The following is a 12,100-nucleotide window of genomic DNA, read 5'->3' on the forward strand; positions in this document are numbered from 1 at the left end:
GCTCCTGACACCCACCGAGGACCCCGATGAACCGCGTCCCCCGCATCCTGTGGACCGTCGCCACCGCGAGGCGGCGCGGGCCCGTCGCCCCCGGTGAGGCCGCCGTCCTGCCGCTGCGGGTGCTGCCCAACGACATCGACTTCGCGTGGCACATGAACAACGGCGTCTACTTCACGATGGCCGACCTCGGGCGCATCGACCTGGCGATCCGCTCCGGCTGGGGCCTGGCGCAGGTGCGCCGGCGCTTGGCACCGGTCGTCATGCAGGAGACGATGACCTTCCGCAGCTCACTGCAGCCGTTGCAGGCCTACGAGCTGCACACCGTGATCGCCGGCTGGGACCGCGTCAGCGTCTTCTTCGAGCAGCGCTTCGTCGTCGACGGCCAGGCGAGCGCGCAGGCCCTGGTGCGCATGCGATTCCTCCAGCGCGGCAAGGGCGTCGACACCGACCGGCTGTGGCCGATGCTCGGGATGACGCCGCCGCCCAGCCACGTGCCGGAGTGGGCGAAGGGGTGGGGAGACGGGACCCGGTTGCCGTCGCCCCGTGAGGACGCACCGGCAGGGCCGCCGCCCTTCTGGGGGTGAGCACAAGAGGTCGTCCTGGTGCATCTCGTGGCGTTGACCGCCCCAGATCGCCCTCAGCGGGACCTCTTGTGCACGGGAGTCAGCCCACCGACCGCGGCGTCCACACCCGGCCGTCGTCGGTGACCCGGGTGCTCGAGGCACCGATGACGACGAGGCAGCCCATGTCGACGGCCTCGACGTCGAGCTCGCCGAGCGTCGTCACCCACGACGACTCCTCGTCGCGGCCCACGTGACGGGCCACGACGACGACCCGGTCCGGGCCGACGGCGTCGACGAGCAGGTCGCGGGCCGCGCCGAGGGTGTCCGGCCGCGAGCGGGATCGCGGGTTGTAGAGGGCGACCGAGATGTCGGTCGTCGCCAGCGCGGTCAGCCGTGCCGCGAGGACCTCCCACGGCTTGAGGTTGTCGCTGAGGTTGACCAGTGCATGGTCGCCGCCGAGGACGGCGCCGACGAGGGCGCTCGCCGCGTGCGCTGCGGTGACGCCCGGCACGACCTCGACCGGCACGTCGGCGTAGCCGGGGTCGTCGGGCAGGGCCGCCTCGCGCGACTCGAAGAGCGCCGTCGCCATGCCGAAGACACCAGCGTCACCGCCCGAGACGAGTGCGACGTCCGCCCCCTCGCGGGCCAGGTCGAGCGCCAGGCGCCCGCGGCCGAGCTCGACCGAGTTGCCGGAGGCATGGCGGGTCAGGCCCTCGCGCTGCGGCACCCGCGCGACGTAGGGCGCGTAGCCGACCACGTGGTCGACCCGGGCGAGCACCTCGCTCGCCTGCGGTGTGAGCCAGTGGTCCGACCCCGGCCCCAGACCGACGACGTGCACCGTGCCCACCTCCCGCTGATCGAGGTGGGAGGCCGCCCGCGGCCGACCCTCGAGATCAGGGGACTCCGTACCACCCGTCAGCCGCGCGAAGTCCGCGGCCCGCCCGGCGGCATCGTCACGCAGCCCCTCACCGGGGACGACGACGAGCGACATGTAGGGCACCCGGCCCTCGTCGACCTCGGCAGCCGGCATGACGAGCTCGCCCGGGTAGGACGCGCGCTCGACGTAGACGGCACGCTCGAGCATCCCTGCCTGGCGCAGGGCCTCGCGGACACCGGCGAAGGTGCGGCCGAGCTTCATGATGATCGCCGCATCGGTGTCGGCGAGACGCCGAGCCAGCTCGGGCACGGGCAAGGTGCCGGGCAGGACGGTGAGGGTGTCCTCGTGACGGCACAGGCCGGTCGCGACCGCGGCGGTGGCGGCGGACAGCGAGGTGATCCCGGGGACGACCTCGGTGGGGTAGCGCGGACTCAGCCGGTCATGGACGTACATGAAGGAGCCGAAGAAGAGCGGGTCGCCGATGGCGAGGACGACGACGCTGCGGCCGGCAGCAAGGTGGGTCTCGAGCCGGTTGCAGCACTCGTCGTAGAAGTCGGCGAGGGCCCCGTAGTAGCCGCGAGGGTGGTCGGTGAAGCCGGTCGTCACCGGGTAGCGCAGCTCTTCCTCGATGGCGCCCTCGGGGATGAGGTCGGCGGCGATGGAGCGCGCGAGCGACTGCTTGCCGGTGCCCGCGTGGTAGGCGATGACGTCGGCGTCACGGATGAGCCGGGCGGCCTTGAGAGTGATGAGCTCGGGGTCGCCGGGGCCGATGCCGACGCCGTAGAAGCGGCCGCCGCTCATGCCAGCTCGTCCCGGTGGGCGAGGGCGTTGAGCGCGGCAGCGGCCATCGCGGACCCGCCGCGGCGGCCGTGGACGACGAGCCAGGGGACCGGGCCGCCGGGCAGGTCGTGCTCGGCGAGGGCGACCTTGGACTCCGCGGACCCGACGAAGCCGACGGGCATCCCGATGATCGCGGCCGGACGCGGGGCGCCGTCGTGGAGCAGCTCGAGCAGGTGGAAGAGGGCGGTCGGCGCATTGCCGATCGCGACGACGGCACCCTCGAGCCGCTCGCCCCAGAGGGAGACGGCGGCGGCCGCGCGGGTCGTGCCCCACTGGGCGGCGAGGTCGGGCACCTGCGGCTCGCGCAGCGTGCAGACCACCTCGTTGTCGGCGGGCAGGCGGCGGCGGGTGACGCCCTGCGCGAGCATGTTGCTGTCGGTGAGGATCGGCGCCCCGGCGACAAGTGCAGCGTGGGCGGCAGCGGCGACCTCGGGGTGGCTGGCGATGTCGCTCGTGATGCCGACGTCACCAGCGGCGTGGATGATCCGCACGGCAGCACCGTGGAGGTCGGCGGGCAGACCGCTGAGGTCGGCCTCGTCGCGGATCATCCCGAAGGAGCGGCGGTAGATCTCCTGCCCGTCGGTGACGTAGTCGTACCGGCGAGGCGGTTGGCGAAGGGGGTTCATCAAGCCTTCTCGTGTTGTGCCGCAACGACATCCGCTGCGTTGGTGGGGTTGAGGGCGGTCGCGTGGGCGCGGGCGGGGTGGCCGCACGAGCGCTCGCAGCCGATGACGTGCACGGCCGGTCCGGCGACGTCGACGAAGGGGGCGGCCTCCCTGGCGAGGTCGCGCGTGCGGGTCGTCGTCCGCCCGCACGAGGGGGCTCCGGCGCAGGCGGTGAGGACGGTCCAGGGGGAGTCGGCGGCCGTGGCGAAGCCGGCCGCCGCGAGCTCCTCGGACCGCCCCGCGGCCCCCGGCACGACGATTGAGCGCCAGGGCGTGACGACGATCCGCTGGTCGAGGTGGGAGGAGCCCTGCGACGAGCCTCGAGACCCGGCGACCTCTCGAAGCCCCTCCACCATCGCCGGAGTCAGCAGCCCCAGCGGAACGAGCGCCACGAGGTCGTCCCCCGCCGGCCCCGGCTCAGGTGGGTCGCCCGCCACCACGTCGAAGGGGGCGGCTCCCGGCAGCAGGTCGGCCCGGTCCTCGTCGGGCAGGTCGCGCAGGTTCCACGTGCGGGTGTCGGTCCGGGCGGCGAGGAAGCGCCGGGCGACGTCGAGCGCAGCCCGCGTGGCCTCGTCGCGGGGGACGCTGATCGCCCGGTCAGCGGCGAGGATGGTGGCTTCGAGGCTCGTTCCTCGCACCTCAGCCAGCGGGGAGGTGACGATCGCGACGTCCCAGGGCTCCCCGAGGACAGCACCGCCGGGCTCGGCGACGGCGAGCAGGAAGCGCCCCGGCAGCTCCGCCAGCCCGGGGTCCGCGAGCAGCCCCTCGTCGAGGGCGGTCACGAGGTCGTCGAGTCCGGCATGTGGATCGGCGACGATGTTGCGCGCCTTGTCGTGCGGCCCGGAGGGGACGAGCCCGAGGTCGTCGATCGCCGTGATGAGCGCGCGAGGGAGCGGGTCGGGCAGGCCGCGCAGCTGCAGGCTGCCGCGTGAGGTGAGCGTGATGTCGGGGTTGCCGAACCGGCTTGCGAGAGAAGAGATCTCGAGCAGGGTGGCGGCGTCCACGCGGCCCCCCGGCACCCGCAGGCGCACCATCGCCCCGTCCGCCGAGACGAAGGGGGTGAGCAGCCCCGGGCAGCGGTCGGCCCCGCTGCGGGAGGGCGTCGGTGTGCTCACGGCAGGGCAGCCTACGCGGCGGTGTACTCACAGCGCTGCCGCGCGACTCCGGGCCCCCGGTAGGCTGCCCGCAACCGAGCAGCGCGGAACCCGGTGCAAGTCCGGGACGGTCCCGCCACTGTGAGCGAAACCCCCTTCGCGAGTCAGACACGCCCTGTCGGCCGGCCCGCACGAGACCGTGCGGGTCCCTCCCTTCGACCGCGGGGCGCGGACCCCCGCCAAGGAGTCAGACGTGACCACCGTTGCCCTGCTGTCCACCTCCGACACCGACCTGCTGAGCGCGCGCAGCGCTGGCGTCGACTACGTCGTCGGCAACCCGGCCCGCCTCACCGACGAGCAGATCGCCGAGCGCGTCGCCGGTGCCGACATCGTCGTCGTGCGCTACCTCGGCTCCCCGCAGGGGCTGTGGGAGGGCTTCGCCGACCTGCGCTCGGCCAGCGCCCCGCTCGTCGTCCTCGGCGGCACCCAGGAGCCCGACGCCGCGCTCATGGAGCTGTCGACGGTCCCGCCCGGCACCGCCGCGGAGGCCCACCGCTACCTGGCCGAAGGGGGACCGGCCAACCTCGCGCAGCTGCACGCCTTCCTCGGCGACACCCTCCTGCTCACCGGCGAGGGCTTCGAGGCGCCGCAGGCGCTGCCCCAGTGGGGCGTCCTCGAGCGCGACGAGCCCGCCGCCCTCGACACCTCCGGCAGCGACACCCGTCGTCCCCGCGTCGGCGTCCTCATCTACCGGGCCCAGTACGCCGCCGGCAACACCGACTACGCGCACGCGCTCGCCGACGCGATCGACGCGGCCGGCGGCCAGGGCGTCGTCATCCACTCCGCCTCGCTGCGCGACGCCCCCGACGGTCTGCTCGAGCACCTCGGCACCCTCGACGCGCTCGTCACGACGGTCCTCGCGGCCGGCGGCACCAAGCCCGCCACCGCCAGCGCCGGCGAGGACGACGAGGCCTGGGACGTGGAAAAGCTCGCCGCCCTCGACATCCCGATCCTCCAGGGCCTGTGCCTCACCTGGGGCCGCGCCGACTGGGAGGAGTCCGACGATGGCATGAGCCCGCTCGACGTCGCGACCCAGGTCGCCGTCCCCGAGTTCGACGGCCGCCTCATCACGGTCGCCTTCTCCTTCAAGGAGTTCGACGACGAGGGCCTGCCGCACTACGTCGCCGACCCCGAGCGCGCCGCCCGCGTCGCCGGCATCGCGGTCAACCACGCGCGCCTGCGCTCGACGCCCGTCGCCGAGCGCAAGATCGCCGTCGTCCTCTCGGCCTACCCGACGAAGCACTCCCGCCTGGGCAATGCCGTCGGCCTCGACACCCCGGTCTCGACGATCCGCCTGCTGCGCGCGATGCGCGAGGCAGGCTATGACCTCGGCGACGGCTTCGTCGGGATGGACCCCCTCCCTCCGGTCGAGGGCGAGGCCGCCGACACGACGTCGGGCAATGCCCTCATCCACGAGCTCATCGCCGCCGGTGGGCAGGACGAGGAGTGGCTCACCCAGGAGCAGGTCGAGGGCGCGCAGGTGCGCATCCCGGCCGCGCGCTACCGGGAGTGGTTCGACGCCTTCCCCGCCGACCTGCGGGAGGCGATGACCGAGCACTGGGGCGAGGCGCCCGGCGAGGTCTTCGTCCGGGACGTGGGTCGAGGTGCGACGGAGGAGCCTCGAGACCAGGAGATCGTCACCGCGGCGCTCGTCCGCGGCAATGTCGCCCTGCTCGTCCAACCGCCCCGTGGCTTCGGCGAAAACCCGATCGCGATCTACCACGACCCCGACCTGCCGCCGACGCACCACTACCTCGCGACCTATCGCTGGATCGAGGAGGAGTTCGGCGCCCACGCCGTCGTCCACGTCGGCAAGCACGGCAACCTCGAGTGGCTCTCGGGCAAAAACCTCGCGATGTCCGCCTCCTGCGGCACCGACGCGGCCCTGGGCAACCTGCCGCTCGTCTACCCCTTCCTCGTCAACGACCCCGGTGAGGGCACCCAGGCCAAGCGCCGTGCCCACGCGACGATCGTCGACCACCTCGTCCCGCCGATGGCCCGCGCCGAGTCCTACGGCGACATCTCTCGCCTCGAGCAGCTCCTCGACGAGTACGGCAACGTCTCGGTCATGGACCCGGCCAAGGCGCCGGCCCTGCGTGGCGAGATCTGGCAGCTGCTGCACGCCGCGCAGATGCACGTCGACCTCGGGCTGGGCGACGACGTCGACCTCGACGACGCCGACGGCTTCGACGACCTCGTCATGCACGTCGACGGCTGGCTCTGCGAGATCAAGGACGTCCAGATCCGCGACGGCCTCCACGTCCTCGGCCAGGCGCCGCAGGGCGAGGAGCTGGTCAACCTCGTGCTCGCCGTCCTGCGTGCCGCGCAGGTCTTCTCCGGCCAGGTCGGGTCCGTCCCGGGCCTGCGGGCGGCGCTCGGCCTCGCCGAGGACGCCTCGACCACCGAGACCGATGCGGTCGAAGGGAGGGCCCGTCACCTCGTCGAGGCCCTCGCCGCCGCGGACTGGTCCGCTTCTGCCGCAGGCGATCTCGTCGCGCACCACGAGCCCGATCTCGCGCCGGAGGCGGCCGCCGAGGTCACCCGGGTGCTCGAGTTCGCCGCGACCCAGGTCGTGCCGCGGCTCGCCGCGACCGAGCGCGAGCTGCCGATGGTGCTGCACGCCCTCGACGGCGGCTACGTCCCCGCGGGGCCGAGCGGGTCCCCCCTTCGCGGCCTCGTCAACGTCCTGCCCACGGGGCGCAACTTCTACTCCGTCGACCCCAAGGCGATCCCGTCGCGGCTGGCCTACCAGACCGGTACGGCGATGGCCGACTCGCTGCTCGCGCGCTACCGCGAGGAGACCGGCGAGCTGCCGACCTCGGTGGGCCTGTCGATGTGGGGCACGAGCGCGATGCGCACCTCCGGCGACGACATCGGCGAGGTGCTCGCGCTGCTCGGCGTGACCCCGGTGTGGGACGAGCAGTCCCGCCGCGTCACCGGGCTCGAGCCGATCCCGCTCGCCGAGCTCGGCCGTCCGCGCATCGACGTCACCGTCCGCATCTCGGGCTTCTTCCGCGACGCCTTCCCGCACGTCATCGCCCTCATCGACGACGCCGTCGCGCTCGTCGCCGGTCTCGACGAGGCCCCCGAGGACAACCACGTGCGTGCCCACACGGTCGCCGACCTCGCCGAGCACGGTGACGAGCGGCGCTCTCGCACACGGATCTTCGGCTCCAAGCCCGGCTCCTACGGAGCGGGCATCCTCCAGGTCGTCGAGTCGGGCAACTGGCGCAGCGACGACGATCTCGCGCAGGTCTACACCGCGTGGGGCGGCTACGCCTACGGCCGCGACCTCGACGGTGCACCGGCCGCCGAGGACATGGAGCGGACCTACCGCCGCATCCAGGTCGCGGCGAAGAATGTCGACAACCGCGAGTCAGACATCCTCGACAGCGACGACTACTTCCAGTACCACGGCGGCATGGTCGCGACCGTCCGAGCGCTCACCGGGACCGAGCCCAAGGCCTATGTCGGCGACTCGACCTCGCCCGACGCGGTGCGCACCCGCACGCTCCAGGAGGAGACCAACCGCGTCTTCCGCTCGCGCGTGGTCAACCCGCGCTGGATCTCGGCGATGCAGCGCCACGGCTACAAGGGCGCCTTCGAGCTCGCGGCGACCGTCGACTACCTCTTCGGCTTCGATGCGACGGCTGGCGTCGTGCACGACTGGATGTACGACCGGATCGCGCAGGACTACGTCCTCGACGAGACCAACCAGGAGTTCATGCGCCGGGCCAACCCGTGGGCGCTGCGCGGCATCGTCGAGAAGCTCACCGAGGCCGCCGACCGCGGCCTGTGGGAGGAGCCCGACCCCGAGGTCGTCCGGGCGATGCAGCAGGTCTACCTCGACATCGAGGGCGACCTCGAGGACGACGGAGCCTCCGGTGCCTGAGGAGCGACGTAGTGGGTCCCACGCGCCGCGTGGGCGCCTCGAAGGCCTCAGGTACGCCCGCCCGGTCCCGACGATCGGTGACACGAGCAGCGCGGCGCAGCGCCGCGAGGACCCCTCCGGGTGGGCGATGGGCGCGGCGGTCACCGAGGCCCTCGCCGCGGTCGTCGCGGGGCGTCGTGACATCCGGCGCTACCGGCCGGACGCCGTGCCGGAGGATCTGATCACGGCCGTTCTCGAGGCGGGGCACCGGGCGCCGAGCGTCGGCCACTCCCAGCCCTGGCGCTTCATCGTCGTCACCGACCCGCGGACCCGTGACCGGGCCGCCGCGATGGCCGACAGGGCGCGGGTCGACCAGGCCGCGCACCTCGCCTCGGAGCGGGCGGCGCGCATGCTCGACCTCAAGCTCGAGGGCCTGCGCGAGGCGCCCGTCGGCGTCGTCGTCGCCTGCGACCGGCGCACCCCGGCGACGGGCGTGCTCGGCCGGGCGACCTTCCCCGACGCCGACCTCTGGTCGTGCGCGACCGCGATCGAGAACATGTGGCTCACCGCCCGCGCCCACGGCCTGGGCATGGGGTGGGTGACGCTCTTCGACCCCGACGAGCTCGCCGACCTGCTCGTCCTGCCCGAGGGCGTCGTCACGCTCGGCTGGCTCTGTCTCGGCTGGCCCGACGAGCGCCCGCCGTCGCCTGGTCTCGAGCGCGCCGCCTGGTCGAAGAAGACCCCGCTCGAGCAGGTCGTCCTGCGGGAGCGCTGGCCGGCCGACGAGGGCGCGCCCCAGCAGCCGGTCTCGCACCTGCGCGGGCCCGAGCCGGCCCGGCTCGTCGGCGCGACCGACGCCGCCGACGAGCTGCTCTCGCCCCCCGAGTCGCTCGGCGTCCTCGACCGGGCGCTCAACCGCGTGCTCGCCGTCGGTGCCCAGGACGTCACCGGCGGCACCCTCGTGCTCGCCGGTGCCGACCACCCGGTCACGGGCCTCGGCGTCAGCGCCTTCCCTGACGCGACGACCCACGACGTGCTCACCGCGACCGTCGCCGGCACCTCGCTCGGTGCCGCCACGGCGAAGGGAGCCGGACTCGCCGTCGTCGGGGTGGACGCCGGTGTGGCCCAGGCAGTCCCGGGTGCGCACGGAGTCCGACCAACGGGGGAGCGGGGCGACCTCGCGTCCACGGATGCCATGACGCTCGCCGACGTCGACGCCCTCGTCGCCGCCGGGCGCGAGATCGGCACCGAGGCCGCGGCCTCCGGCCTGGTCTGCCTGGGCGAGGTCGGCGTCGGCAACACGACCGTCGCCGCGGCCCTCGCCTGTGCCCTCCTCGACCTCGAGCCTCAGGACGCCGTGGGCCTGGGCTCCGGCTCCGACGCCGACATGGTCGCCCGCAAGCGGGAGGTCGTGGCCGCTGCGGTGGCGCGTACGCAGGGTGAGCGGGACCCCCTTCGCCTCCTCGCGATGGTCGGTGGACCCGAGATCGCCCTGCTCACCGGCGTCACGCTCGGGGCCGCGGCCGCAGGTGCACCCGTCGTGCTCGACGGTCTCGCCGCGTCGTTGCCCGGCGTCATCGCCGCGCGCCTCGAGCCGGCCGCTCAGGCCTACCTGCTCGCCGGGCAGGTCAGCCGCGAGCGGGCCCACGCGCTCGTGCTGCGCGAGCTGGGCCTCGAGCCGCTGCTCGACCTGCGGCTGCGCTCCGGCGAGGGCGTCGGCGCCTGCCTCGCGGCCTCGATGGTGCTGCAGGGCCTCGCCGTGCGCCGCGTCGCCGCCCGCACCCGCTGACCCTGCATTGCCCTACGGCAATGCAGGGGTGAGTGCATAGACGTCCATGACCCAGCCGTGCTCCTCGCGCAGATCGGCGCGCAGCTGCACGATCTCGTCGATGACGTCGGCGAGGCGCCCGGCGCGCAGCTCCTGCTGCGGCATGCCGACGTAGGCGCCCCAGTGGATCACCGTGTAGGGGTGGGTCGCGGCGAGCTCGCGGCAGTGCAGGTGCCCGTCGAGCATGACGACGACCGTGCCGAGCGTCAGGTCAGCGGCCTCTGCGGCGCGCCACTCGTCGACGAGGCGGCGGCCGGTCGTGATGTGCACCGGTTCGCCGACGCGGTGCAGCACGACGCCGTGCGCGGCCGCCAGGGTCTGGAAGGCCGAGATGCCCGGGATGACCCGCACCCGCGTCGGGATCCGCTCGCCGATCGCGTCGACGACCCGGATCGTGCTGTCGTAGAAGGCGGGATCACCCCACACGAGGAAGCCCACCACCGCGTCGGCGGGCAGCTCGTCCATGATCCGCACGTAGGCGTCGGTGCGGGCGGCGTGCCAGTCACGCACCCCCTGCGCGTACTCCGCGGAGTCGCGGTCGGCGTCGGGCCCGCGCTTCGGGTCCGGCACGGTGACGAACTCGTAGGCGTGGTCGGCGGGGATGAAGCGGTCGCAGATCGCGCGGCGCACGGCGACGAGCTCGTCCTTGACCCCACCCTTGTCGGCGACGAGGAAGACGTCGACCTCGGCCAGCGCTGCGGCCGCCTCGGCGGTCACGTGCTCGGGTGAGCCGGCCCCGATGCCGATGAGGTGGATGCGGCGAGGGGCCTTGGTGCTCAACGGCCTTCCTTTGCGATGGCGATGACGGCGTCGACGTCGACGTGCGTCTCCAGGGCGTCGGCGAGGATGTCGATCATCCCTTCACGACGAGCGGCGAAGGGGGTCGCCCCGGGGGCCGCGGACCACCGTGCCCCGGTCGTCGCGGCCACGTCGTCGAGGAGCGCCCGGCGGTAGTCGTCGCACTCGAGCGTCCCGTGCCAGATCGACCCGCGGACCGCTCCGACGGCGTGCCCGCCGGGGAAGTCCTCGCCGCCGCTCGGCGCCACGACGCCGTGGTGGATCTCGTAGCCCTCAACGCGGTGCCCGCGCCAGCTCCCGCTCGGCCGGGCCAGCACCTTGTCGTCGTGGAAGACGACCCGTCCCGGCAGCAGCCCGAGGCCCGGGACCGTTGCGGCAGAGGGGGTCTCGCTCCCCTTCGTGGCTCCTTCGTCGCACCTCAGGACACCGCCTTCGACCCCGTCGTCGACGATCTCGTCGAGGAGCATCTGGTAGCCACCGCAGATGCCGAGCACCGGCGCACCGCGCGCGGCCCGCTCGAGGACGACGTCGGCGAGGCCGGTGCGCCGCAGCCAGGCGAGGTCCGAGGTCGTCGCTCGGGATCCGGGCAGGACGACGAGGTCGGCCTCGCGCACCGCATCGGCATCGACCGTCACCCGCACGTCGACGCCGGGCTCGGCGGCCAGCGCGTCGACGTCGGTGCCGTTGGAGGTGCGGGGCAGGCGCACCACCGCGACCGACAGCCGGCGGTCGGCGGGCACGCCGTCCTCGGCGTCGCCCCAGGCGCCCATCGACAGGGAGTCCTCGGAGTCGAGCCACACGTCCTGCAGCCACGGCAGGACCCCGAGCGAGGGCATGCCGGTGCGCCGGGTGATCTCGGCCAGGCCCGGCTCGAGGACCGAGGCGTCACCGCGGAACTTGTTGATGACATAGGCCGCGAGCAGCGGGCGGTCCTCGTCGGAGACGAGTGCCCAGGTGCCGTAGAGGGCGGCGAGCACTCCGCCACGGTCGATGTCGCCGACGAGGACGGTGGGCAGCGAAAACCGTTGCGCCAGACCGAGGTTGACGTAGTCGCCGGCGCGTAGGTTGATCTCGGCGGGGGATCCGGCGCCCTCGCACACGACGAGGTCGTGCTCGGTCGCGAGCTCCTCGTAGGCGGCGAAGGCCGCCTGGGCCAGGTGCGCCCGACCGGTCGCGTACTCGCCGGCCATCAACTCGCCGGCGGGCCGTCCGCGCACGACGACGTGCGCGCGACGGTCGCTGCCGGGCTTGAGGAGTACGGGGTTCATCGCCGAGGTCGCCTCGACGCCCGCGGCCTGCGCCTGGAGGTACTGCGCGCGACCGATCTCGGAGCCGTCGTGGCAGACCATCGAGTGGTTGGACATGTTCTGCGCCTTGTAGGGCGCGACCGACAGTCCCCGTCGCGCGAGGGCCCGGCACAGCCCGGTCACGACGAGGGACTTGCCCGCGTCGGACGAGGTGCCGGTGATCAGGAGTCCGCTCACGGACCGACACTCTACGGTTG

General features: G+C 73.6%; 8 protein-coding genes and 1 riboswitch. Of the genes, 3 read left to right on the forward strand and 5 right to left on the reverse strand.

Translation table 11 applies throughout. From position 1 onward, the window contains the following. Positions 1 to 26 precede the first annotated feature (26 nt). On the forward strand, positions 27 to 584 hold the full coding sequence (locus B9B60_RS01505) for an acyl-CoA thioesterase (protein WP_084449530.1): 558 nt from the start codon (positions 27 to 29) through the stop codon (positions 582 to 584). A 79-nt stretch (positions 585 to 663) separates the two neighbouring features. Here B9B60_RS01505 and B9B60_RS01510 read toward each other — a convergent pair whose 3' ends face one another. Genes B9B60_RS01510 through B9B60_RS01520 form a run of 3 tightly spaced genes read right to left on the reverse strand, consistent with a single transcriptional unit; the run spans position 664 to position 4,060 of the window. Continuing rightward, entirely contained in the window at positions 664 to 2,241 is a 1,578-nt protein-coding gene (locus B9B60_RS01510; protein ID WP_084449531.1) for a precorrin-2 C(20)-methyltransferase, read from the reverse strand. Beyond that, complete coding sequence (locus B9B60_RS01515) at positions 2,238 to 2,906, reverse strand: precorrin-8X methylmutase (protein WP_084449532.1); 669 nt, start codon at positions 2,904 to 2,906, stop codon at positions 2,238 to 2,240. The genes B9B60_RS01510 and B9B60_RS01515 overlap by 4 nt, the downstream gene beginning before the upstream one ends. After that, on the reverse strand, positions 2,906 to 4,060 hold the full coding sequence (locus tag B9B60_RS01520) for a hypothetical protein (RefSeq protein WP_084449533.1): 1,155 nt from the start codon (positions 4,058 to 4,060) through the stop codon (positions 2,906 to 2,908). The genes B9B60_RS01515 and B9B60_RS01520 overlap by 1 nt, the downstream gene beginning before the upstream one ends. Positions 4,061 to 4,103: 43 nt before the next feature. Continuing rightward, a riboswitch (cobalamin riboswitch) is annotated at positions 4,104 to 4,233 on the forward strand. A 59-nt stretch (positions 4,234 to 4,292) separates the two neighbouring features. On the opposite strand from B9B60_RS01520, the gene cobN reads away from it, so the two are divergent. Then, positions 4,293 to 7,991: a cobaltochelatase subunit CobN gene (gene cobN / locus B9B60_RS01525; RefSeq protein ID WP_084449534.1), complete on the forward strand. Its 3,699-nt coding sequence runs from the start codon at positions 4,293 to 4,295 to the stop codon at positions 7,989 to 7,991. After that, positions 7,984 to 9,759, forward strand: a complete 1,776-nt coding sequence (gene bluB / locus B9B60_RS01530; RefSeq protein WP_234993689.1) for a 5,6-dimethylbenzimidazole synthase — start codon at positions 7,984 to 7,986, stop codon at positions 9,757 to 9,759. Before cobN ends, bluB begins: the two co-directional genes overlap by 8 nt. A gap of 12 nt (positions 9,760 to 9,771) precedes the next feature. Here bluB and cobF read toward each other — a convergent pair whose 3' ends face one another. Both cobF and B9B60_RS01540 read right to left on the reverse strand, forming a co-directional pair. Further along, positions 9,772 to 10,578, reverse strand: a complete 807-nt coding sequence (cobF, locus tag B9B60_RS01535; RefSeq protein ID WP_084449536.1) for a precorrin-6A synthase (deacetylating) — start codon at positions 10,576 to 10,578, stop codon at positions 9,772 to 9,774. After that, positions 10,575 to 12,080 (reverse strand): cobyric acid synthase, encoded by a 1,506-nt coding sequence (locus B9B60_RS01540; protein WP_084449537.1) that lies wholly within the window; start codon positions 12,078 to 12,080, stop codon positions 10,575 to 10,577. Before B9B60_RS01540 ends, cobF begins: the two co-directional genes overlap by 4 nt. Positions 12,081 to 12,100: the final 20 nt, after the last annotated feature.

The organism is Janibacter indicus (genome assembly GCF_900176385.1).
GTDB classification, from domain to species: Bacteria; Actinomycetota; Actinomycetes; order Actinomycetales; family Dermatophilaceae; genus Janibacter; species Janibacter indicus.

Bases quoted from the DNA above. Each gene is read 5' to 3' on its own strand.
- B9B60_RS01515 (WP_084449532.1), bottom strand. From the start codon at position 2,906: ATGAACCCCCTTCGCCAACCGCCTCGCCGGTACGACTACGTCACCGAC.
- B9B60_RS01505 (WP_084449530.1), top strand. From the start codon at position 27: ATGAACCGCGTCCCCCGCATCCTGTGGACCGTCGCCACCGCGAGGCGG.
- B9B60_RS01510 (WP_084449531.1), bottom strand. From the start codon at position 2,241: ATGAGCGGCGGCCGCTTCTACGGCGTCGGCATCGGCCCCGGCGACCCC.